A 22,970-nucleotide genomic window follows, 5' to 3' on the forward strand; every position below is an offset into this window, starting at 1 on the left:
GCTTTTGAAGTGGGGGTGTTGGCGTTTCCAGATGAGATGACCATTGCCGGTTTCATAGCTTAAATACGGCTCTGGCAATTGTCTTCTCTTGATATTCCTGACCCTTGCCACCGGTGCGACTTCAATTAGCCTCAGGCTTTTCGGCCTGAGGCTCTTGGGGAAGTGAACTGGTCCAACAACGTGTTGTTCGGCTTGTGGTGTGCCTGCCGGGGTGATTGCTGTTTATCGGCGGTATATCAATTCGACAGGGTCACGTTGTCGGTGAGGAGCCGAACAGGTTGAGGTTGTGCAGATAGCCCTGGGCCATGGCGCGCATCAGGGCCTCGCCTTCGACGAAGGTGAAGGGGATATGGTAATCTTTTGATAGTGCGACCAACTTCTCCTTCATCGCCTCGGAAGGCTTGGCGTTGGTTACAACCATCATCACTTCGACAATTTGATCAGTATAGTTGTCATCCTGTTGCCGGCTGGTGAAGGCCTGTTCCAGTTGTTCCGCCTTTTCGACCTCGACCTTATCTTTATAATCCTTGACCTGAATCAGGACCACCCAGCCGCGCTCGGAATCGAAGGGGTTGGGGAAACGCAGTTCCAGATCGGCGCCGCGTTCCTTGGGGCCGCCGGTATGGATTACCTCCGCCTCGCGCAACAGTGGTTCAAGGCCGACGGCGATTGCCTTCTCCCACTCGGCAGCCTGCAGGGAGTTGTTGAAGACGGCTCTGAGTTTGTCGGCAAATTCGGTAGCGGTGTCCTGCAATTCGCTCTGGGCGATGCTTAACACCCGCTCAACCCCGGAGGAGGCGGTGCCAGCATCCTTTGCGGACAGCTTGGACAGCGCCATCAAGTTACCATGAAACTCATGCAAGCGAACGATGCGGTTGCGTGCCTTCAGGCGGGTGCGCAGGGTATCCGGCACCATCGCATGGGAATTGGCGACCGGAAAACCGAGGCGCATGACCGGCAGCATGTGGCGGAAATCGCCATGATCAGCCAGCGGTTCGCCATATTGGTAGTCACCGGTGACTTCGCAGATGCTGAACTGGCCGTTTACCGGGATATTGGGCAACAGTACCAAATCGCCCACCATGATCGCATCATTGCCGCGTCCGGCGTCCTTGCCCAGCATCGGTGAATTGCGCCAGGCATCCTGCTCATCGGTGCCGAGCGGTTCGCCACGCTCGCGCTTTGCCTTGATCAGCCGCAGATCAAGCCCGTCATGCCAGCCCCAGCCTTGCCGCAGCCAGCCGCCCTGATTGCCGCCGAGCGCGGCGTAGATGCTGTCGCGGATTGCCACGCTGCCCCGCGAGGTTCTGACCATCCATGCGCGTTCGATCATGCGCTTTTTCTCCCGGTTTTGGTGTTCGGTTCATCTGTCGCCGGTTGTCGCCTTGAGAAGGCTGCACGGGTGACATTGAGGAACTTGCCCTGACTGAAGCGCTCGACGGTTTCCTGAGCGTCCCAGGCTTTGGGCGGCATGGTTTCACCCTCACGCCAGGCCTGTGCCAACAGGGCGGTGATGGTCGGCATGCTTGCCGGTTGCCGCCAGAGCGGCCAGCGGAAGCGGAAGTCGCGTGCGCCCTGCCCGCCGGGGATCGCCGATATATGGCGGTCGCTATAAGGTGTCGCCATCACCGGCAGGCTCGACAGGCCAAAGGCGGCCAGCCGGTTTGCACCATGCTGGGTGGTGGCGGCATCGCCCGACGGGTTCACTGCGCGCAGGGCATAGCGTCGGTCCTCCTCCACATCCCAGCGGAAGCCATCGGTGGGGTCGATGCGCTGCCATGGTGTGAACAGTGCCTCGGTCATGGCCTGTTCGGCACTGATCTCCACGGCCTTCTTGCCGCGTCCCCGTTTGCCGGGTGAGCCCTGCTCCACGACACCGGCAAACCGGGTGAGAAAATGCTGGTGCCCCTGACCGAACATCAGGCAGAGCGGCGTCGGGTCGATGCTGCCCTTGCGGTTGATTGCGCCATCATTCATCAGGGCCGCCATCATGTCAGACCGGTACCGGTCGGCCAGCGAGGCCTCCCTGACGGTATCCCCGAGCAGCCGGTGTGCCGCTTCTGCGCTATGGTTCAGGTTCTTCTCGCCCGCGAAATCATGGGCACCGGCCAGCCTGGTGCTGCCCTCGGCAGCGGCAGCGGCGATATCGTCCTCTGTAACTTCGGCGCGGAGTTGCAGCACCGGGCGCAGGGTCTTCCTGCCCATGTCATCATCCCAATACGCCTGTGGGTGCCAGTCGGGCCGTACAGCTTCCAGCACGCGGAGCAGGCCAAGCAGGGCGAGGAACGCCAGCAGATTGTCAGGCTCCAGCCCCTCCAGCCGGTGTCGGTGGATGGGCAGCGAAGCCGGTAAGGCCGCACCTGTCAGGTGGGATGGCTGCCAGTCGCTTATGGCCATATCCGGATTGGCCGAGGCATGGTGATCGGCGAGCCGCAGCAGGCTCTCCAGCCAGGCCAGTTGCCACCAGCCATAGCGCCGGATCAGCCGGGCCATCAGGCCGCCCCAGTCATCGCCCTGCCAGTCGAAGCCGAGCCGGTTTGGTGCCGGTATGTCGGCTGTCAGATCAAAGGGTTCCCGGTCGCTCATGCCATCGGTGTGGAGCTGGTACAGCGTGTGTTGCTCCCATTCATCGGCAAAGCCATAGAATGGTCGACCATAGCCGTGATGGGTGCCGACCAGCCACAGCACAAGTTCCGGGTCATGGGCACCGGCCAGCACATCCTGCTCGGCCAACAGCATGCGCACCGACAACGCCTCGTGCCGCCAACCCTTTGGCAGCATCGAGACCGGGTTGCCGGATGTGTTGCCAACAGCCTTGGCTAGCAGTTCTTCAGGATTGGCAAAGGTCTGACCAAGTACGGAATAGAGCAGTGACTGAAAGCGTGGATCGGCCTTGCCCCAGTCATGTGCCCAGGCAGCGCGGCATAAGGCATCGGTCAGTGCATCCGACAGACCCAGATGTTTGGCAGCACGCATGATGGCGGCGACAACACGTCGGCTATGCCGGTTCAGATATTCGCGGTCGCTTGGTTCAATGTCTGCGTTCTCGCCAGTATCTGTTGCTGTTGCATCGTTGATATTGGCCCTCGTTTGGCTCGCCTGATCGTCCTCGGTGCTGGGTGGATTATCTGCGGTGGGTGGATTATCGGCGATGGCATTGAGGGTATCCGGCAGTTTGATTCCGCCCGGGAATGCCAGAATAGCAGCGGTTGGCAGCACGTCATCGGTGGCTTCATCGCCATAGGGAAACACCAGCTCTATTTTTGGTTTTGGTCCTGTGCCATTCAGTATGGCATTCGCATCCTCCAGCCATTTGTGGGCATCGGGATCCAGCTCCTCGGCTGTGTTCGACAGAATGCTATCGACAATGCGGGCCGGTCCGTCTGTCTCCTCACGGTATTCTGCCAGCCATTTTTCCAGCCGGTCTGACCACTTTTTCACAAGCTTTTCGTGAGCTTTCAAGCCCTCTTCCGAAGTCTTTTCCTCATCCGTGATCGCGCGCACCAGTAACGCTGCATGCAGGCGGAAGGCGGCCTTGCTTCGCGCATAAGGCCGGGCAGCCCGGTCGGCCACATCGGGCACTGTTTCCATGCTGTCCGGGTTCCAGCCGAACTGATCGGCCCCGCCGTAGTTGGCGCTGGCAGGAACGACAATCACGTCACCGGGGCGGATTTCATTCGGCCAGACCGACCGGCTGTTCTCGTCATCCCGACCGCGCCAGCGAAATGCGCGATAGCCACCCGATTTGCGCTCACTGGCATCATCGGTCTCGATCAACAGCGGCACATCGCTGGCGTCGGTATCGGCTGGCAGCCGATCGCCCAGTGATTGCAGCCAGCGCCGGGCCGTCGGGACCGGTACCTCAATCGCCTCGGTCGCGCGTGGCGGCAGCAGACTCAGGATGTCGAGCGTCTGGCGGCGATATTTGTCACTCTCGCCCATATGGCGGCGCTCGAGGTCGCCGCGCCAGATGATCTGCACCCCGGCGGGCTGGCGCTGCGGGCCATGCAGGTACAGGGTGAGATCGGTTGCCACCGCCGGACGCGGCGCGGTCTGGAAGCAGGTATCGGCATCGACCGGGCGAAGGATCGGGGCATCGGGCCGTTCGGCCAGCATCGGCGCCAGAGCCATCGGGTCCATATCCTGCAGCCGCGCGTTCATGCCGTTAATGCCGAAGTCGAGCACATCATCATTTTCGCTGTACTGCTTATTCAGCCAGTCCCAGCACGCCTTGACCGCGTCGCCGTAAACCGGATCCGCGTAACGCTTCCTGAGTTGCTCATCGGTGATCAGAATGCTGCCCTTGGCCGCTATATCGCGCCCGGCACGGTTAACGCGGCCGAAGCGTTGACGCAGGGCATCGAGCGGTGCCGCCTCGGTCACCAGCGCGTCGAGGTCGATATCGACCCCGGCCTCCAGACATTGGGTGGCAACCACGATCAGCGGTTTTTCCGGGCGCGGCTTATGTCCGGTGCGGATATTGTCGAGGTCCTCTGCAATCATATCACGGTCAACCGCTCTTGCCGGGCCGATCATCAGTTTGATGTCAGCCTTCTCACCAAGTTGCAGGCGCAGTTGCTCGAATATCTGCCGCGCTGTTGCTACCCGGTTGACCACAACGCCGATGGCTTTTGTGTTGTCATCCTTGAGTAATTCCCCGACTTCCGCAGCGGCGGCGGTGGGAAAGGCGGTTTTGTAGGTTCCCTTGATTGTGTCGAGGCGGACCGGCTTGGTGGCTTCCAGTCGGCTCTTCAGCGTCCTGTCCTGCCTGTCATCATCTGCCAGCGCGAAGGGCTCTTGCCCGCCCCGGTTGCCCGGGGTGGCGCTCATCTCGACAACCTGCCATGGACGGTCAGCCGTACCGGTTTCGCGCCAGTTCTCACTGCGCAAACGGGCAATACCGGACAGGGTCTGGCGGAACGGCTCTGACAGATGCACTTCATCAAGCAGGAACAGGCAGTCATTGCCGAACAGCCCGGCATGCACCGGCTTCATGCGATCGCTGATGCCATAGCCGCGGAACAGCAGCCGTGAGCCGACCTGATCGACGGTCGAGCACAGGATTGTCGGTTGGTGCGGACTGGTGGCCCAGCCATGTTCCAGCGGCATGCCACCACGCAGCGCACGTGCCATCACGGGGATATCGCCACCTGCCAGATGCCGCAGCCGATCGGCGACGGTTTTCAGAATGCCGTCTTCTGCATTTTGCAGTTTCTCTGCGATCTCCTCTGCCCGTCTGAAGGCATCATCGACGATCAGCCGGCGGTCGACCACCAGCACGATCCGCATCGGTGCCGGTCGCGCCGGATCATCAGCGCAGAGCGCCAGATGGAACAGCGCAATATCAAGGCTGGCGGTCTTGCCACTGCCGGTCGGCAGGTCCATGACGGATGGCCAGCCCTGCCCCGTCGCCAATTGCCCGACCAGCCGCGTTTGCCACGGGAAGGGGGCATAGCCATACAATTCGTTGTAATAGCCGTCAAAATCATGGGTGGATAGTGAGGGCAGGCTGGTGCTGGTCATGGCGCGTTATCCTCCATGATGGGGTTATGATCGGGTTTTGGAGCGGGGCTGGGGTGTAAACGGCAGACACAGCCCCATGCCATGGAACCGACCCGCGCCGAGGATGACCGGGCCGGATACCGGCTGGTCAAATCTGATCACCGCATGGCACATTTCCCGGCTGCGCAGGGCCGGTGGCAGTCGCCATCGCGGGCGCGTGCCGGTGACGCTCGGATGCGCCGGGGTGGCACCGCTTATGCCGCTGTGCTTGCCAAGCTGGATTGCCGGACGCCCTGCAGAGGACCCTTCCGTAATGCTTGCCGGTTCCGGTAGGCCGATATTGCGGCAGGCCTGAACAATGATCGCTTCAATCTCCTGCTGTCGGGCATCACCGGGTGGCTGTTTCAGATGACGATCCAGCACAATCGGGGTTGCCGTGGCCCAGTAGCGGGATGGCCTGCTGTAGCGACTTGGCTTGAGCGATTGCCGTCCGGTCACTGATGCAAGATGCAGCTCGATCATGAATCGTTTTGCATCATCCCCGCGCGGGCATAGTTGCAGTAATCGTGTGCCGTACTGGTTGACGGCCTTGGCATTCAGCGCCGCCATCACGCCTTGTAATAACTGAAATGTATCCGGGTTGTCGTGAGGATTGTCAAAAGCCGGTGGCAGCGCCAACCCGAAGCCCATCAACGTGCCCCGGGCATGTTGCCAGCCAAGATCGGCAAGCGGCAGCACAGCCATATGCGGTTTTGCCGTCGGGCTGCCATCCGGTTGGTGTCCGGAGATCACTTCCGGTACCGTCATGCCGATGGCATCGAAGCCAGCGAGAAGGGTATCGCGCATGGCCTTGGCATAGAGCGGAAACGCGGTGATTGAGGGCACAAAACTATTGGCATGCAGCTCAAGTACCAGCCAGTTGCGACCGAATTTGGTGGTGCCAGCACTGGTGGCATCATTGGCGGGATGGTCGATGACAATATCGCCGGGGGGCGGTCTGCGCCCGGCATGATAGCTGGCCTCGAGCGTCGCGAGCCGTCCCGCACCGATGCGGCGCTGTGGTGCCTGTCTGAGGTTGGGGCGTACTGATTCACCGCGCCGGAACCGGCAACGGGTCAGGCTCGCCGAATGGCCGACACTGGCAGTGTCGCGGGCGAGGTCGTCGAGCAGGTCGAGAATCTCCTGCTCCGGCTCCTCGGTCCAGATGATTTCCACCAGCGGATCATCGGGCAGGGCGGCGGGGAACTGGCGTGGCTGGCGGCTGCGGCGCTCCGCCAGCGTCAGGGCATCATTGACAGGCACATAGGCATTGCCGATCTGCCGGGCATTGTAGTCGCTGGCATAGACGCCCTCGACGGCTTGTTGCTCCAACCATGTAAGTGCCGGGCGGAAACGGTCATCCTCGCCCTGCATGCCCCAGGTGGCGACCAGTGCCGAGTAGACCCGGTCCGGCTGCGGCGGCCAGTCGGGTTCACTCGAAACCTGATCGCGGGCGGCGTAGCACACCCCGCCCAGATATTCGATTTCGAGAACCAGCATTACTCGTCCTCCGCCTCGTCGCTCAGATCCTTGAGCGCCATTTCCTCACTTTGCCGGATGATCGAGATCAGCTTGTCCTGTGGCTTCAGCATGACCGGGTCGGGTTCGTAACCGACACCTGTGGTGCGCAGCTTGTCCGCTGCCTCGTCATAGAGTGCGATGGCCTGATCAAGATCGAGGTCGATCTGTTTTACCATGCCGTCATGATGCACCAGTTCCAGTGCCTGCAGCCCGCCATCCGGGACAAGATCACAGCGCGAGCGCAGTGAGAAGCCGTTGCGATCCTGCGCCAGAAACGCCACCAGCCCGAGACTGGCCAGCAGGCTGCGTCCGGCGCGGGTCTGTTCCGGGGTGCCGAAACGCAGACGCCGCAGCCCGGCCGTGCTCAGCAGTACGACCTGTTCGGCATAATCGCAGGTGACGCCGAGCGGTTGAATGGATGGGGCAATGTTACCGTGGTTGGCTTCTGATGGCTTTGACTTCTTTGCACCTTTCTGGGCCGTTTCGACCCAGCCATCCGCTGTCTTGTATATCTCGACGCCTTTGCGGATACCGAGCGGGTCCATCCGGCTGCCGGTACGCTTTCCAAGACTTCGACCCTGAAATTCACCGGTCTGGCGATTGACCATTTCCTCTGCTGGTACGTTGATCCCGATGATTTCCGATGTCAGCGAGCGCTGGAACTTGGCGCCCAAGCCGCCGCCTTGTCCCTGACTGTGCCAGGCGCCGAACAGCAATGCGGTCGGAGCGTGGGAGAGCAGGGCTGCCGCTTCTGCCGGTTTGGCCTTGATCAGAGCTTCACCGAGCGGTGATTTCAGAAACGGCACATCATCCAGCAGGCTGTCGCGCAGGATTGCATCATATATCCGGTGCGGCGCGTCGAGTGAACTGATCCTGTCGGCGACATTCAGGCCGGTATCACTGAAATCAACGGTGACACGCGGTATCTTGAAATCTTCGTCATAAATCAGGCTGACCAGCGCCTCTTCCATGCGGTTGGCCTGGCTCTGCACGCTGTCGATCAGGACGCAGACAATGCCGTCTTTCTGTCCCGGGACTCGACGGACCTCAAAGACGTGGCGCGGCGGGTCATTCTTGCCATCACCCGGATAGGTTGGCGGAAAAATCTTGTCGCCCGGGCCGCCTGCCGGTTGCAACTTCTGACGGCGGCGGATCGCGGCGTGGCGGCTGACAAAATCATCAAGCTCTTGATAGTTAAGGGTCATTTCGATGTTTCCTCATGTTTTGAGAGCCGCGAGAGCCCGATATTGTGTGGGTTTTACGCTACGATTGAATGCAATGGTAGGTACTCACAAAAATTGTGCGCATACATTCTGGGAGGATTGTTCTAGAGTCAAGGCCTGATCTGATACATATGAAACAAAACATGCTTTATGCCCCCTGCCGGACCTGTGGATAAATCTGAAACGATGCGTTGGACGGTTGAGCAACGCCTTGCCTTCATTGCTGATCGACTGGCTTGGGAGGGGAGTGTCAACCGGCGTGATCTGGTTGAGCAATTCGGTATCTCGCCCAATCAGGCCACTGGCGATTTCAATCGCTTTGCGGAGTATTATCCGGAAGCGCTGGATTATGATCGTCAGGAAAAAACCTATCGCCCCGGTCCAAAATTTGTCGATGTGCCCCATCGTGGCTCGAACGAATTGCTGAGCGAGTTGCGGTTGATCGGGGAGGGTATACTGGGAGCGGCTGCAGGCTTGTTCACGAGCCCACCGGAAATCGTGGTGGCAGAAGCGCCCGTTCGCCCGGTGCCCGATGCAACATTGGCAGCAGTAATCGCTGCGATCAGGCAGTCGCGGCAGGTGCATTGCCGCTATCGCTCTTTCTCGACCATGGAGCTGAAGCCGCGCGTTCTCGAACCCTTTGCTCTGGTGTTTGACGGGTTTCGCTGGCATGTCAGGGGCTTTGATACAGGGCAACAAAAATTTCGGGATTTTGTTCTGGGACGATTGGATAGCCCGGAGCTTGGTGACGCTGCCCATATGCGTCGTGAGGATGATCCCGAATGGATGGAACACGAGACCCTCACAATCATCCCCCATCCGGGGCTTACCGAGCCGCAGCGGCAGGCAATCGTGATCGATTACGGCATGAGCGATGGATGTTTGCGACTGACGCCCCGCAAGGCGTTGGCATTCTATGTCAAAAAACGGCTTGGCCTGCTGGAAGGTCATAAGGAGCGCAAGCCTGAAGAACAGCATATTGTGCTCTTGAATGATGACTGAGGGCGTTTTGTTGGGCGGTTGGAGTTCCCCTCATGCGAACCGGCCTCAAAAATGCACGCCGGCCAGGCGGCCGGCGGTCAGGAGAAGGCCGCCGAAGATGAAGACGAGGCACGACATGATTGTGCCGAGGGTGAGCAGTACCGGCCAGGCGGGTTTCGCGCGCAGGGCCAGATAGAGATAGAACGCCGGTGTCAGCGCGATGCTGAGCATGACCGGCAGGCCGCTCCAATACGGGCCATCGGCAAAAATGCGGGCCTTGGTGATGGCATAATCCGCGCTCCATCCGGCGCTGACCAGTGACGCATAGCCGAAAATCGCCGGCAGGATCAGCACCGCATAGGCAAAGGCCCAGATGATCGCGCGGATCGCCTGCCGGTCGAGCATGCGCCGCCGCAGCCAGGCGAGCAGGGCGCTGACGAGAAACAGCAGGATAAGGCCGACAATCAGAACAGACATGGACGCAGGTTAGGCGATGGCGCGCGCGAGGCAAGACGTGTCGCGCGAGTGGCGCTCATTTTTCGACAATCGGCCAATATGTCTGGATGTTCGGGCCTTCGCTTGCTCCCGGCTTTTCTTTTGGTTCGGGCCTTGTTACAAGACGCGCACCTGCCGATAGGGGCGGGGACCGGTCGCAGCCTACCCGGTTACAGCGAAAACAAGGGTTCACATTATGAAGACGCTCGTTGTCTGCTCCGGCGGACTGGATTCCATCACGCTCGCCCATATGGTGGCGCGCGATCATGACCTGATTGGTCTGATTTCATTCGATTACGGCCAGCGCCACAAGAAGGAGCTGGGCTTTGCCAAGGAACATGCCGACGACCTCGGTGTTGAGCATATCCTGATCGACATTTCAGCCATTGGTCGCCAGTTAAGCGGCTCGGCCCTGACCGATGATGTCACGGTGCCGGATGGCCATTATGCCGAGGAAAGCATGCGCATTACCGTGGTGCCGAACCGCAATGCGATCATGTTGTCGATTGCCTTCGGTGTCGCTTCCGCCCGCGGGGCCGAGGCTGTTGCAACCGCCGTTCATGGCGGCGACCATTTCATCTATCCCGACTGCCGTCCCGATTTTATCGAGGCGTTCCAGACCATGCAGGACCACGCCCTCGAGGGCATGGGACGGATCAGGCTCTACACACCATTTGTGCATCGCACCAAGGGCGATATTGCCGCCGAGGGGCTGAAGCTGGGCGTTGATTTCACTCGTACATGGTCCTGCTACAAGGGCGGTGACATTCATTGCGGACGCTGCGGTACCTGTGTCGAGCGGCGTGAGGCATTCCATCTTGCCGGTGGCATCGACCCGACGGTCTATGCTGATCCCGAATTCTGGAAAGAGGCCTGCAATGTATAGGATCTGGAAGGAATTCCATTTCTCCGCCTCGCACCAGCTGACCGGCGTGCCCGAGGGGCATCCCTGCGCCCGGCTGCATGGCCATAATTATGTGGTTGAGGTCGAGTTGCAGTCGGAGACCCTCGATAGCGCCGGGTTCGTCCGTGACTATCTCGAATTGGGTGCCTTCAAGGCTTATGTGGATGACACGCTCGACCACCGGCATCTGAACGAGGTGCTGGGCGACCACATGGTCACCGCCGAACAACTGGCCAGACACTTCTATGACTGGTGCCATGCGCGCTGGCCCGAGGTTTGTGCCGTGCGGGTCAAGGAAACCCCGAAAACCACGGCGGAATATCGGCCATGAGCGCGGAGGTGATCCGGGTCAGCGAGATATTCGGCCCGACCATTCAGGGTGAGGGGGCGCTGATCGGCCAGCCGACGGTTTTCGTGCGGACCGGCGGTTGCGATTATCGCTGCAGCTGGTGCGACACGCTCCATGCGGTTGATTCCGAATATCGCCATACATGGGCCCTGATGACGGCGGCGGCGATCATGGACCGGGTTACCGAACTTTCCGGTGACAGCCCGCTGATGGTCTCGCTCTCCGGTGGCAATCCGGCGATCCAGCCGCTTGGTGAACTGATCGGCATGGGGCGGGGCAGGGGCTATCAATTCGGGCTGGAGACCCAGGGCAGCATCGCCCGCGACTGGTTTGCCGATCTGTCGGTGCTGACCCTCAGCCCGAAACCGCCATCGAGCGATATGGTCTGTGATCCGGCGGCGCTCGACGCCTGTATCGCGGCGGCGGGGGATGCCCGGACAGTGCTGAAATTCGTCGTGTTCGACGACCGTGATTATGACTTTGCCCGCGAGGTGGCGGGGCGCTATCCGACACTGCCGGTCTATCTCCAGCCCGGTAACCATACACCGCCACCGCCCGATGATGAGGACGCTGCGGTCGATATGACCGGGATCATGGAGCGGATGCGCTGGCTGGTTGACAAAACGGTCGCGGATCAATGGTTTGCCGCAACGGTACTGCCGCAGCTGCATGTGCTGCTCTGGGGCAATCTTCGAGGAGTGTGAGATGAGTGACAAGAGTATCTATGAGAACCTGACCCAGCTCGGTGGCAAGAGCGAGTTGCCGCACTCGCCGGAAGCGGCGGTGCTGGAGAAGGTACCGAACCCGCAGGCCGGAACGAATTACCTCGTGCGCTTTACCGCGCCGGAGTTCACCTCGCTCTGCCCGATCACCGGTGCGCCGGATTTCGCCCATCTGATGATTGATTACGTGCCAGGCGACTGGCTGGTCGAGAGCAAGTCGCTGAAGCTGTTCCTCGGCTCGTTCCGCAATCATGGCGCGTTCCATGAGGACTGCACCGTCTCCATCGGCAAGCGTCTGGTCGATCTGCTGGAACCGGTCTGGCTGCGGATCGGTGGCTACTGGTATCCGCGCGGCGGCATTCCGATTGATGTGTTCTATCAGACCGGTCCGGCACCGGGCGATGTCTGGGTGCCGGATCAGGGTGTGCCGCCCTATCGCGGGCGCGGTTGAGTGCGGAGATGAGCCACAGGGCTGAAAAGATTTCCGCCTTCGTGCGTTACTGCTAGAATAGCGGGCGAGGTTGCATATAGTCTGACACATACTCTTATGTGTATTTAAGGTATTTCTGATGACTCAATCCATGGACACTGTAATCGCGGTTGGCGGCGCTTCAATCGTGCCGCTCTATGACTTTTTGCGCAAATTCGCCTATCCGGATATTCAGCATATGGAGACGCTGACTGCGCTTGATACAATCCCGCAATTACCTACTCAGGTGCTGGTTATCATTGACCTTGATGGTGAGGATGATGCGCCGTTCAACCTGCTCGCCATGCTGACCGCGCGGGCCAAGGCCGGCACTGCAAAGATTATCGCGCTGGCAACCAGCCCGTCCGAAACTGTTATTCAAAAAGCCAAGGCGGCAAAAATCTCGGCGCTGCTGACCAAGCCGGTCTCCCCGGATCAACTCGCTGACCGGATCAATAAGCTGGTCGCCTGATCAGTCGATAAAGTCGCCGATGGCATCCGCCATATTCTGATGATTGTCCTGCTGCATTGCCTCGGCCATGGAGGTGATGCGGTGGCTGGCGCTTGGCAATAATGTGACCGTGACATCTGCCCCACCGGATTGCAGAAACCGGGTTGTTTCCTCAACCGAGGGGAAGGGCTTGCCCATCAGAAACTGACCCTTGCCACCGCCATCGATCGGCACGGTCGTATCCTGCAGCCCATGCAGCTGCCAGATGCGCACGCCGCGCGCATTGCGGCATTGTCCGGTAACGAACGGGCCGGAGAAGGCGATGACACCGGCGATCAGATCGTTGCGCTCACAGGCCATGCGATAGGACATCATCGCCCCGTTCGAGGTACCGGTCAGGTAAATGCTGCCCGGCCGGGCGATACCGTCGGAGATCAGGTGGCTGATCACCTGTTCGAGATAGCCGACATCGTCGATCTGCCGTTTCGCGGCATTGCCGCAGCAGTCGCCGGCATTCCAGGTATTGCGGTTGCCGATCCGGCGCTGGGGTGTGCCGTTTACATAAATCAGATTGAAGCCATACCGGTCAGCTGCTGCGGTCAGATCAAAGCTGCTCTTCAACTGGTCAGCGTTGCCGAGACCGCCATGCAGCGCGATCAGGGTCGGTGCCGCCTGCCCGCCAGCAGCGGCAGAGCGGTGCAGAATTGCCGGGCGCTCGGCGATTGTCACCGGCTCGGCGGCCAGCGCCTGCTGACCGGTCAGGGCCATGAATATTGCGGTAACAACCAATCGTGTTTTTCTGTTATTCATGCCGTCGCCATGTCGGATGGGTGATGCCTGTGCGCAGTTTCGCTTACCTGTCTTGCACGCATGTCGCATATGGAAACCTGCGCCGAAGCAGTGAGACAGAAACATTTTTACGGAGGCTATCATGACCGGTACCCTGATGCTTTACACCCATCCCATGTCACGGGGCCGGATAACCCGCTGGATGCTGGAGGAAACCGGTCAGCCCTATGAGACCGAAATCGTGCCGATACGTGAGCCGAAAACCGAGGCATTTCTGGCGGTCAATCCCATGGGCAAGGTGCCGGTTCTGCGCCATGGCGATGTGACGCTGACCGAGAATGCCGCCATCTGTGCCTATCTCGCCGATGCGTTCCCGCAAGCGGGTCTGGCCCCGGCAACCGATAGCCCCTTGCGTGCTGCCTATTATCGCTGGCTGTTCATGGTCGCAGGCCCGCTTGAGGCGGCGATGGTCAATCATGCCATGGGTGTCGAGGTCCGTGAGGAACATACCGGTATGCTCGGCTATGGTACGTTTGAGCGGATATTCGGCCTTGCCGAGGCTGAACTGGAGGGCACGACCCATCTGGTCGGTGACAGCTTTACCACCGCTGATCTGTTAATGATCGGGCTGCTGCAATGGGGCATGTCATTCGAGCTGGTGGAAAAACGTCCGGCCTTTGTCGCTTACGTCAAGCACCACGCTGCCCGTCCGGCGCTTGGTCGGGCACGGGCGCTCGATGATGCATTGCTGGAGCAATTTCAACAGCCTGCCTGACGCCGTTCGGCTCATTATCTCGCTGCCCTGCAAAAAATAATGCTGCAGATGCGAAATTGTTTGTGCACCACTTTCTTGTCGCTGCCGTAGAACAGGGACATTGATTGGGTAGTTGCGTATGCAAACGCTATTGAAAGCGTTGCTCCATGCAAATGCCCGTCGCTATTCCTATGAGGGGCACAGCCAATGTCACTGGTACAATCTGCGGCACAATCCGCGGCACCATCGACCGTACGCAAAGTTCTTACCCATCCCACCTTCATCACCGCAGCTGTCGTCTGGCTGGCGTGGCTCGGTTACATGGCCGTGTCCGACCTGTGGCACCTGTTTGCCACCTATTGGGTTGCCAGCCTGACCATGGTGTTCGGCTCATTCATCGCCGGTGCAACCAGTGAGGGCGGTGGTGCCGTTGCGTTCCCGGTGTTCACGCTGATCCTCGGTATCAAGCCCGCGATTGCCCGTGACTTCTCGATAATGATCCAGTCTGTCGGCATGACGGCGGCGGCGATCACCATCCTGTCTTTGCGCATTCCGGTGGTTGGTAAGGCGATCATTGTCGCCGCTCTGTCCGGTGCCTGTGGCGTTTTCATCGGTCTCGATTATGTGGCGCCGCTGTTCCCCGGTCCGGTGGCCAAGACCTTCTTCACCGCTGTCTGGTTAAGCTTTGGTGTCTCGCTCTATCTGATGAACCGTGACAAGCAACGCCCAACCAAGGGCGCGGATGTGGAACTCTGCACCTTTGATTATGTTGCGCTGGCGTTTCTCGGCGGCCTCGGTGGGGTTATTACCGGCATCGTCGGTTCCGGTATCGATATTATCATCTTCTCGTTTCTGGTGCTTGGCCTGCGGGTCTCCGAGCGTGTTGCCACCCCGACCTCGGTCGTGCTGATGGCATCCAACTCAGTTGCCGCCTTCTTCTGGAAGGGCTTCGGCTTTGCCGCCCAGCCTCTGGCGGCGGAAGCATGGAGCATGTGGCTGTGCTGTGTGCCGGTGGTGGTGCTCGGTGCGCCGCTCGGTGCGTGGTTCATCCGCAACCGGTCGCGTGAGTTTGTCGTTGGTATCCTCTATTTCTCGATACTTGCGCAATATATCGGCGCGCTGATCCTGCTGAAGCAGACCACATTTCTGCTTGTCTTCAACGGCGTCACGGTCCTCGGCGGGTCACTGCTGTTCTTCCTGATGACCCGTCTTGGCAGCGACAAGCCGTTCTTCAGTTTGCCCTTTGCCGGGCGCCTGTCGCTGGCCCGTAACAACGGCACGTAACAGCAGCACCTAATGTCATTCCCCGGCGTCAAGAGAATAGCGCCGGGGATTGTTTCTTCCGGGTGAACAGTACGTTCACAAACAAGTGCTTTGCTTCAATCGGTACTTATACCATTTCATTGTGGTTCAAGGATTTGCGGCATGACGCCGTGACCCATGCCGATTGAGGAGAATAACGGATGTTTGCCCGTAGCCACGGTATCAAAACCAATCTCAAGACCTTTACCACCGCCCTTGCCCTGACCACCGCTCTGACCGTTGGCGGTCTGGTCTATGGCCAGTCTGCCACCGCAGCCGATCTGCCGATCCCGAGCGGCACCTATGCCGTCGACCCGACCCATGCCAGCGTGATCTGGAAGGTACGCCATCTGGGACTGGCGGATTACACCGCACGCTTCAACACCCTTGATGCCACCCTCGAATTCAATGCCGAGGACCCGGCGGCCAGCTCGGTAGACGTCACGATTGATCCAGCCTCGGTCGATACCGACTATCCGAATGCCGAGCAGAAGGATTTCAACGCCGAGCTGCGCGGTGAGCAGTTCTTCAATACCGGCGAGTTTCCGGCGATTACTTTCAAATCCACCTCGATTGAGATTACCGGCGATAATACCGGCACCATTACCGGTGACCTGACCCTGCTTGGTGTGACCAAGCCGGTTACCCTCGATGTCACCATGAATGGTTATCTCGAGGAACATCCCTTCACCAAGGATGCCGCCATCGGCTTTTCCGGTACCACCACGGTGAAACGTTCGGAGTTCGGTCTGGATTACGGTGTGCCCTATGTCGGCGATGACGTAACAGTCTTGATCGAAGCCGAGTTCAACCGCGTACCCTGATCATGTCCGCGAGCACTGATATTACCGATAAAGCAGCTGCCGATACGGCACGCTACAGCCTGATTGCCATCATCCTTCACTGGCTGATTGCCATTGCCATCATTGTGCAACTGGCCAGCGGCCTGTGGATGGTTGATGCGATCAAACAGGCGGATTATCAGGCGCTCGCCTATGACACCTATCAGTGGCACAAATCGCTCGGGCTGACCGTTCTCCTGCTCAGTATCCTGCGTCTGGTCTGGCGGCTGTTTCATCGGCCGCCGGACCTGCCCATGGGCATGAAACGGTGGGAGATATGGGCCGCGCACCTGACCCACTGGGCGTTTTACGGCTTCATGCTGGCGGTGCCGCTGACCGGCTGGGCCATGGTCTCCACCAGCCCCTGGGACTTGCCGACCATCTGGTTCGGGCTATTTGAAATTCCGCATATTCCCTGGCTCTACACGCTTGATGACAGCGCCAAGGAAGGCGTTGAGGCCGGCTTCAAGCTGAGCCATGAGATCATCGCCAAGCTGGGTATCGCGCTGCTGATCCTGCATGTCGGCGCGGCGCTCAAGCACCAGTTCATGGCGCGCGATCATCTGATGCTGCGCATGGTGCCACGGCTTCAGCGGCGTGAGGCGTTGCAACCCCCGACATTGACCGGAGATAATTCATGACCAGATTTCTGCGTGCTGTCCTTTCAACCCTGCCGGCGCTGGCCCTGATTGTGGCGATTGCACCGGTCGCCAATGCGGCTGACTGGCAGGTCAGCAAGGCCGAGAGCAGCATTGCCTTCTCCGGCACTCATGCGGCTCGTCCGTTCAGCGGCAAGTTCAATGACTGGACTGCCGAAATTGATTTTGATCCAGAGGCTCCGGATCAGGCGTCGGTTGTGGTGGTCGTGACCACTGCTTCTGCCGAAACCGGCACCGCGCTCTATGACAAGACCCTGCCCAATACCGAATGGTTCGATGTGGCCAATTACCCGGATGCTACCTTCGCCACCGACAGCATCACAGCGCTGGGCGATGGCCAGTATGAGGCCACCGGCACCCTGACCATCAAGGGGCAGGAAACGCCGGTTGATCTGCCCTTCGTGCTGACTATCGAGGGTGACCGGGCAGCCATGCAGGCAGAGGTGACACTCGATCGTATTGCCCTTGGCATGGGCACCAAATCAGATCCCGATGCCGCCTGGGTATCACAGGAAATTCCGGTCACCATCACACTCGTGGCAACGCGATAACCGAAACAGCACAGGAGGCAACTCATGGGCATGCTCGTCGATGGTAAATGGCAGGACGAAGGCTACAAGACCGAGGAAAACAAGGGCCGGTTCAAACGCTGGGATTCCCCGTTCCGCAACTGGATAACGTCTGACGGCACGGCTGGTCCTACAGGTGACGGCGGCTTCAAGGCAGAGGCCGGGCGCTACCATCTCTATGTATCGATGGCCTGTCCATGGGCACATCGCACCCTGATCTTTCGGGCACTAAAGGGTTTGGAAGGTACCATCCCGGTTTCTGTCGTTCACTGGTACATGCGCGATCACGGCTGGACCTTCGCCGATGGGCCGGGGGTCGTGCCAGACCCGATTTTCAAGGCAGACTACCTCTATCAGATCTATCAGCAGGCTGATCCGTCATTCACCGGCCGGGTAACAACGCCGACCCTGTGGGACCGGGAAACCGGTACCATCGTCTCGAATGAGAGTGCTGACATTATCCGTATGCTCAACAGTGCCTTTGACGGTATCGGGGCGACTGCCGGGGATTACTACCCCGAAGCGCTGCGCCCGGAAATCGACCGGGTGAATGACCGCATCTACAACACCCTCAACAACGGCGTATACAAGGCCGGTTTTGCCAGTACGCAGGATGCCTATGACGAGGCGGTGGCGCCATTGTTCGACACGCTCGATTGGCTGGAACAGCGCCTGTCCGAGAGCCGGTTTCTGGTCGGCAACCGGATCACCGAGGCCGACTGGCGGCTGTTCGTGACCCTGTTGCGGTTCGATGCCGTCTATGCCGTGCATTTCAAATGCTCGAAACAGCGGATTGTCGATTGCCCCAATCTCTGGGCCTATACCCGCGAGCTGTACCAATGGCCGGGCATTGCCGAGACGGTGAATATGGACCATATCCGGCGCCATTATTACCAGAGCCATCCGCAGGTGAATCCCACAGGCGTTGTCGCCACGATGCCTGATATAGATTTTGCGGCACCCCATGATCGGGACCGGTTCGGACCGGTGCAACTGGCGGCCTGATTTCCCGAAACCGCTAAAATTTTAGCAAAAATGCCGAAATAACCGGTTTCGGACGGCTTAATCGTTCACGATCGGCGCATATTCGGGTATAAACTATCTGATATATTGTGTGGTCAGCTGCGTTTCTGCCGCATAATATCTATGTCGACGGGGGATAATGCTCGACATATGCGGGGGGCAGGGTTTGCACCTGTTGCCGGAAATCGGGGGATTGCAGATGGTACATCACACGCAGAATACTCGTGGCCAGATCGGGCAAAGGCATGGTGCCGGCGGTCATGCACGGGCAATCGCCATTGCTGCCGATGACCAGCAGAGCACCCGAAGCTGGTATCTGGCCCTGATGGCCGGTGCAGCATTGGCGGCGATGATTGCAGCCTGGCCGGTTCTCGCCAATGCCCAGCAGGGCGGTGCGGCCCCGGGCACTACGCAGGATCAGGGCACCGACCCCTTCGCCCTTTACGGTTATGACACCGGTGAGCAGGCATCGGGCGTGAATTATTCCGCCGAGGAAGATCAGCGGATCCGGGAATATGAACAACGACGGTTGGAGATGATGAGTGGGGTGTCGTCTGGCACGACCCAGAGTTCGTCTCGCATGCCGAGCGAACAGGATGTCCAGAACAGCCTTGTCTATGATGAGGAAGAGGACCAGCGTCTGGAAGACTCCCAGCAGCGCATGAGCGATGTTGAGCAGGCGGTTGTGGATCAGGAGATGGCTGGCGGTACCCCGACCGGGGCCATCGCCACAGATTCGATCAACAGCAATATCGAGAAAATTCCGCAATCATCGGTTGATCAGGCCAATGCCTTTGTCCAGGAGATCGATGATTTTCAGGATCGTACCGGCATGCTCGCCGAAGATGCCGAATGTAACATGGCATCGACAGAATCTGCCTGCCCGACCAATATCGAGGCCTATGAGGCTGCGTTTGAGTCCGGTGTGTCGACTGACATCACCAATCCCGGTGTGTCCAGTGGTGGCAGTGGCACAGTGCCGCCTGTAACCACCACCATGAACGATCTGGAAGATCCGGCCCTTGATGTTCCGGCGGATTATGAAGACCAGTTCAATCAGGAAACGCTGACGGCGACCTATGTTCAGGGCGAGGGTGCCTATGGCCCCGATGGCGACCCGATCAATCTCGATGACATAACATGGGCCCAGTACATGCAGTCCGAGGAAGAGCGGACCATGGATTGGAACAAATACCTCGAATACAAGGTCTGGGGCTTTGACACGAGCAACTTTGAATGGCTCGGCAGCAACCGGTTCCTGATGCCTAAGAACTTCTTCCTGCAGGAGAGCATGGAGCTCGGTCCGCAGCAGGAGATGTCGAGCGAAGACCAGCAGATCGCCTATAGCGACCGGCTGATCACCTTCCGCCAGTATTACGACATGGTCCATTACGGCTATGACATGAGCGGTGTCCGGTATTTCGGCGATGATCTCGGGATCGTTATACGTTCCTATGAGAGTTCGCGTTGTGATGATTATTATTATGATGATGACGATCGCTACTGGAACGAGCCCTATTACTGCGATACCGAGGCCTATGAGCTGCCGAAGGATTTCTTCGAGCGCCAGTATCGTAATGTCGGCTGGATTGCCGCCCGCTACGACAATGATCGGTGATCTGACGGATCGCCCAAAGGAAAAGGCTGGTTCCGTGGAACCAGCCTTTTTTCATGGGGTTTTGACCAGATAATCAGGCGCTGGCGCGTTCGGCACTGGCCGGTTGATCGCCGATGAACAGGCCGAGATCGCTCGCCGTTACCTTGACCGTCTCACCATCATTGATGCGGCCCTCAAGGATACGGGTCGCGAGCGGATCCTGCAGGTTCTTCTGGATGATCCGCTTCAGTGGCCGTGCGCCATAGACCGGGTCGTACCCGGCCTTGGCCAGCCAGTCGATGGCGGCCTGATCCAGATCGAGGGTGATCTGCCGGTCGTCCAGCAGGGCACGCAGGCGCTCAAGCTGAATTGTGACGATACCGGCCATGTGATCGCGACCAAGCCGACGGAACAGCAGGGTTTCATCGAGACGGTTGAGGAACTCGGGCCGGAAGGCACCGCGCACCACATCCATCACCTGTTCACGCACCGCTTCCACATCCTCACCATCTGGCTGGTTGGCCAGATAGTCCGAGCCGAGGTTCGAGGTCAGGATGATCAGCGTGTTGCGGAAATCGACCGTCCGGCCCTGGCCATCGGTCAGGCGACCATCATCAAGCACCTGCAACAGCACGTTGAACACATCGGCATGGGCTTTCTCGATCTCGTCGAACAGCACCACCTGATACGGACGCCGCCGTACCGCCTCGGTCAGGGCACCGCCCTCCTCATAACCGACATAGCCCGGTGGGGCACCGATCATGCGGCTCACCGCGTGCTTTTCCATATATTCGGACATATCGAGCCGAACCATGGCCTGATCGTCATCGAACAGGAACTGAGCCAGCGCCTTGGTCAGCTCGGTTTTACCGACACCGGTAGGGCCGAGGAACAGGAAGGAACCGATCGGCCGGTTGGGGTCCTGCAGGCCGGCACGCGCCCGGCGTACGGCGTTGGATACGGCGGCAACCGCTTGATCCTGACCCACGACACGGGTTTTCAGCTTCTCCTCCATCTGGAGCAGTTTCTCGCGCTCGCCCTCCATCATCCGATCAACCGGAATACCGGTCCAGCGGCTGACCACGGAAGCGATATCGGCATCCGTCACCTCTTCCTTGCTCATCTGGCGTTTTTCGCCCTCGGCTTCTGAAGCTTCAGCATCGGCCAGCTTTTTCTCAAGCTCGGGAATGCGGCCATAGGTCAGCTCACCGGCACGGGTCCAGTTACCTTCGCGCTGGGCCTGTTCCAGTTCGATGCGAACCTGATCCAGCTCCTCACGCAGCTTCTGGGCCGAGGCGAGCTTTTCCTTCTCCGCTTTCCAGACCGAGGTGAGGTCGGCAGATTCCTTCTCCATCTCTTCCAGTTCGGCCTCGAGTTTCTCGAGACGATCCTTCGAGGCGTCATCGGTTTCCTTGCGCAGTGCTTCGCGCTCGATTTTCAGCTGGACGATACGGCGGTCCAGCTCGTCGATATGCTCGGGCTTGCTGTCGACGGCCATGCGCAGACGAGCGCTGGCCTCATCGATCAGGTCGATGGCCTTGTCTGGCAGGAACCGGTCGGTGATATAGCGGTTCGACAGGGTCGCCGCCGAGACAATCGCGGTATCGGTGATCCGCACGCCATGGTGGATTTCGTACTTCTCCTTCAACCCGCGCAGGATCGAGATCGTGTCCTGAACCGTCGGCTCGGACACGGTAACCGGCTGGAACCGGCGGGCAAGGGCCGGGTCCTTCTCGATATACTTGCGATATTCGTCGAGGGTCGTGGCACCGACACAATGCAGATCGCCCCGCGCCAGTGCGGGTTTCAGCATGTTGGAGGCATCCATGGCGCCATCGGCTTTGCCAGCCCCGACAAGGGTGTGCAGCTCGTCGATGAACAGGATCACCTCGCCGTCACCGCTGGCAATATCGGCCAGAACCGCTTTCAGGCGTTCCTCAAACTCACCCCGGAACTTTGCCCCAGCGATCAGCGCACCCATGTCGAGCGACATCAGCTTGCGATCGCGTAAGGATTCCGGCACGTCGCCATTGATGATGCGCAGCGCCAGACCCTCGGCAATCGCGGTTTTACCGACGCCGGGCTCACCAATCAGAACCGGGTTGTTCTTGGTCCGGCGGGACAGGACCTGAATGACACGACGGATTTCCTCATCCCGGCCGATAACCGGGTCGAGCTTGCCGTTCTTCGCCACCTCGGTCAGGTCGCGGGCATATTTCTTGAGGGCATCGTAACCGGCCTCGGCATTGGCGGTATCCGCCGTGCGGCCTTTGCGCATATCCGCAATCGCCTTCTCCAGCCGTTGGGCATTCACGCCCGCCTGGGTCAGGATGCGGCTGCTCTCCCCGCGATCGGCGAGGGCGAGGGCAAGCAGCAGCCGTTCGGCGGTGACATAGCTGTCACCGGCCTTTTCAGCCAGTTGCTGGGCCTCGTCGAAGACTTCCGCCAGCGGGCGGTCGAGATAGAATTGTGAGGTTCCCTGAACCTCGGGCTGTTTGCGCAGAGCGCTCTCGGTGAATTCGAGGGCGCGCTTGTGACTGCCACCGGCAGCCGCAATCAGGCTCGCGGCGAGACCTTCCTCGTCATCAAGCAGCACTTTCAGCAGATGTTCGGTGGTAATGCGCTGGTGTTGGCGGCTTTTGGCTGCCTGTTCCGCGTTTTGAATAAACCCGCGGGCTCGGTCCGTGAACTTCTCGAAGTTCATGGTTGGCTTCTCCTTCTAACATCATCGGCTTGCAGCCCACCCTGAAGCGGCGTGAACTGGCCAGTTGAGGTCAAT

At 59.5% G+C, this 22,970-nt stretch carries 20 protein-coding genes; 13 read left to right on the top strand and 7 right to left on the bottom strand.

Features of this window, described 5'->3' with window-relative positions; translation table 11 throughout:
- Nucleotides 1-250 precede the first annotated feature (250 nt).
- Genes CBB62_11805 through CBB62_11820 form a run of 4 tightly spaced genes read right to left on the bottom strand, consistent with a single transcriptional unit; the run spans nucleotide 251 to nucleotide 8,267 of the window.
- A complete protein-coding gene (locus CBB62_11805; protein OUT39099.1) occupies nucleotides 251-1,333 on the bottom strand; it encodes a hypothetical protein in 1,083 nt (360 codons plus the stop codon).
- Entirely contained in the window at nucleotides 1,330-5,523 is a 4,194-nt protein-coding gene (locus CBB62_11810; protein ID OUT39100.1) for a type I-U CRISPR-associated helicase/endonuclease Cas3, read from the bottom strand. Before CBB62_11810 ends, CBB62_11805 begins: the two co-directional genes overlap by 4 nt.
- Before the next feature lie 24 nt (nucleotides 5,524-5,547).
- Nucleotides 5,548-7,041: a type I-U CRISPR-associated protein Cas5/Cas6 gene (locus tag CBB62_11815; protein OUT39101.1), complete on the bottom strand. Its 1,494-nt coding sequence runs from the start codon at nucleotides 7,039-7,041 to the stop codon at nucleotides 5,548-5,550.
- Complete coding sequence (locus tag CBB62_11820; protein ID OUT39102.1) at nucleotides 7,041-8,267, bottom strand: type I-U CRISPR-associated protein Cas7; 1,227 nt, start codon at nucleotides 8,265-8,267, stop codon at nucleotides 7,041-7,043. Before CBB62_11820 ends, CBB62_11815 begins: the two co-directional genes overlap by 1 nt.
- 168 nt (nucleotides 8,268-8,435) lie before the next feature.
- On the opposite strand from CBB62_11820, the gene CBB62_11825 reads away from it, so the two are divergent.
- Nucleotides 8,436-9,287 (top strand): hypothetical protein, encoded by an 852-nt coding sequence (locus tag CBB62_11825; protein OUT39103.1) that lies wholly within the window; start codon nucleotides 8,436-8,438, stop codon nucleotides 9,285-9,287.
- A gap of 45 nt (nucleotides 9,288-9,332) precedes the next feature.
- On the opposite strand, the gene CBB62_11830 is transcribed toward CBB62_11825, so the two are convergent.
- Nucleotides 9,333-9,743: a hypothetical protein gene (locus CBB62_11830; GenBank protein ID OUT39104.1), complete on the bottom strand. Its 411-nt coding sequence runs from the start codon at nucleotides 9,741-9,743 to the stop codon at nucleotides 9,333-9,335.
- 214 nt (nucleotides 9,744-9,957) lie between these two features.
- Here CBB62_11830 and CBB62_11835 point away from each other — a divergent pair, with 214 nt between their 5' ends.
- The 5 genes from CBB62_11835 (at nucleotide 9,958) to CBB62_11855 (ending at nucleotide 12,677) form a co-directional block, all read left to right on the top strand.
- Nucleotides 9,958-10,647, top strand: coding sequence for a 7-cyano-7-deazaguanine synthase QueC (locus CBB62_11835; protein ID OUT39105.1), 690 nt, complete (start codon nucleotides 9,958-9,960; stop codon nucleotides 10,645-10,647).
- Entirely contained in the window at nucleotides 10,640-10,996 is a 357-nt protein-coding gene (locus CBB62_11840) for a 6-carboxytetrahydropterin synthase QueD (protein OUT39106.1), read from the top strand. Before CBB62_11835 ends, CBB62_11840 begins: the two co-directional genes overlap by 8 nt.
- A complete protein-coding gene (locus tag CBB62_11845; protein ID OUT39107.1) occupies nucleotides 10,993-11,718 on the top strand; it encodes a 7-carboxy-7-deazaguanine synthase QueE in 726 nt (241 codons plus the stop codon). Before CBB62_11840 ends, CBB62_11845 begins: the two co-directional genes overlap by 4 nt.
- A 1-nt stretch (nucleotide 11,719) precedes the next feature.
- Entirely contained in the window at nucleotides 11,720-12,187 is a 468-nt protein-coding gene (locus tag CBB62_11850) for an NADPH-dependent 7-cyano-7-deazaguanine reductase QueF (protein ID OUT39108.1), read from the top strand.
- Nucleotides 12,188-12,317: 130 nt separating this feature from the next.
- Nucleotides 12,318-12,677 carry a hypothetical protein gene (locus tag CBB62_11855; protein OUT39109.1) on the top strand — a complete coding sequence of 120 codons (360 nt, stop codon included), beginning with the start codon at nucleotides 12,318-12,320 and terminating at the stop codon, nucleotides 12,675-12,677.
- On the opposite strand, the gene CBB62_11860 is transcribed toward CBB62_11855, so the two are convergent.
- Nucleotides 12,678-13,589, bottom strand: coding sequence for a hypothetical protein (locus CBB62_11860; protein OUT39110.1), 912 nt, complete (start codon nucleotides 13,587-13,589; stop codon nucleotides 12,678-12,680).
- Here CBB62_11860 and CBB62_11865 point away from each other — a divergent pair.
- The 7 genes from CBB62_11865 to CBB62_11895 all read left to right on the top strand — a co-directional run bounded on the left by CBB62_11865 (nucleotide 13,588) and on the right by CBB62_11895 (nucleotide 20,212).
- A complete protein-coding gene (locus CBB62_11865) occupies nucleotides 13,588-14,220 on the top strand; it encodes a glutathione S-transferase (GenBank protein OUT39111.1) in 633 nt (210 codons plus the stop codon). The genes CBB62_11860 and CBB62_11865 overlap by 2 nt on opposite strands.
- A gap of 300 nt (nucleotides 14,221-14,520) precedes the next feature.
- Nucleotides 14,521-15,483 carry a hypothetical protein gene (locus CBB62_11870; protein ID OUT39785.1) on the top strand — a complete coding sequence of 321 codons (963 nt, stop codon included), beginning with the start codon at nucleotides 14,521-14,523 and terminating at the stop codon, nucleotides 15,481-15,483.
- Nucleotides 15,484-15,662: 179 nt separating this feature from the next.
- A complete protein-coding gene (locus CBB62_11875) occupies nucleotides 15,663-16,325 on the top strand; it encodes a hypothetical protein (protein ID OUT39112.1) in 663 nt (220 codons plus the stop codon).
- 2 nt (nucleotides 16,326-16,327) lie between these two features.
- The gene (locus tag CBB62_11880; protein OUT39113.1) at nucleotides 16,328-16,984 is read left to right on the top strand and encodes a hypothetical protein; all 657 of its coding nucleotides are present in this window, start codon (nucleotides 16,328-16,330) and stop codon (nucleotides 16,982-16,984) included.
- On the top strand, nucleotides 16,981-17,553 hold the full coding sequence (locus tag CBB62_11885) for a hypothetical protein (GenBank protein ID OUT39114.1): 573 nt from the start codon (nucleotides 16,981-16,983) through the stop codon (nucleotides 17,551-17,553). Before CBB62_11880 ends, CBB62_11885 begins: the two co-directional genes overlap by 4 nt.
- 24 nt (nucleotides 17,554-17,577) lie before the next feature.
- Nucleotides 17,578-18,576, top strand: a complete 999-nt coding sequence (locus CBB62_11890; protein OUT39115.1) for a glutathione-dependent reductase — start codon at nucleotides 17,578-17,580, stop codon at nucleotides 18,574-18,576.
- Nucleotides 18,577-18,793: 217 nt separating this feature from the next.
- The gene (locus CBB62_11895) at nucleotides 18,794-20,212 is read left to right on the top strand and encodes a hypothetical protein (GenBank protein ID OUT39116.1); all 1,419 of its coding nucleotides are present in this window, start codon (nucleotides 18,794-18,796) and stop codon (nucleotides 20,210-20,212) included.
- A gap of 73 nt (nucleotides 20,213-20,285) precedes the next feature.
- Here CBB62_11895 and CBB62_11900 read toward each other — a convergent pair whose 3' ends face one another.
- Nucleotides 20,286-22,895, bottom strand: coding sequence for an ATP-dependent chaperone ClpB (locus CBB62_11900; GenBank protein OUT39117.1), 2,610 nt, complete (start codon nucleotides 22,893-22,895; stop codon nucleotides 20,286-20,288).
- Nucleotides 22,896-22,970: the final 75 nt, after the last annotated feature.

The sequence above is a fragment of the Micavibrio sp. TMED2 genome, from assembly GCA_002168225.1.
Taxonomy (GTDB): Bacteria; Pseudomonadota; Alphaproteobacteria; order TMED2; family TMED2; genus TMED2.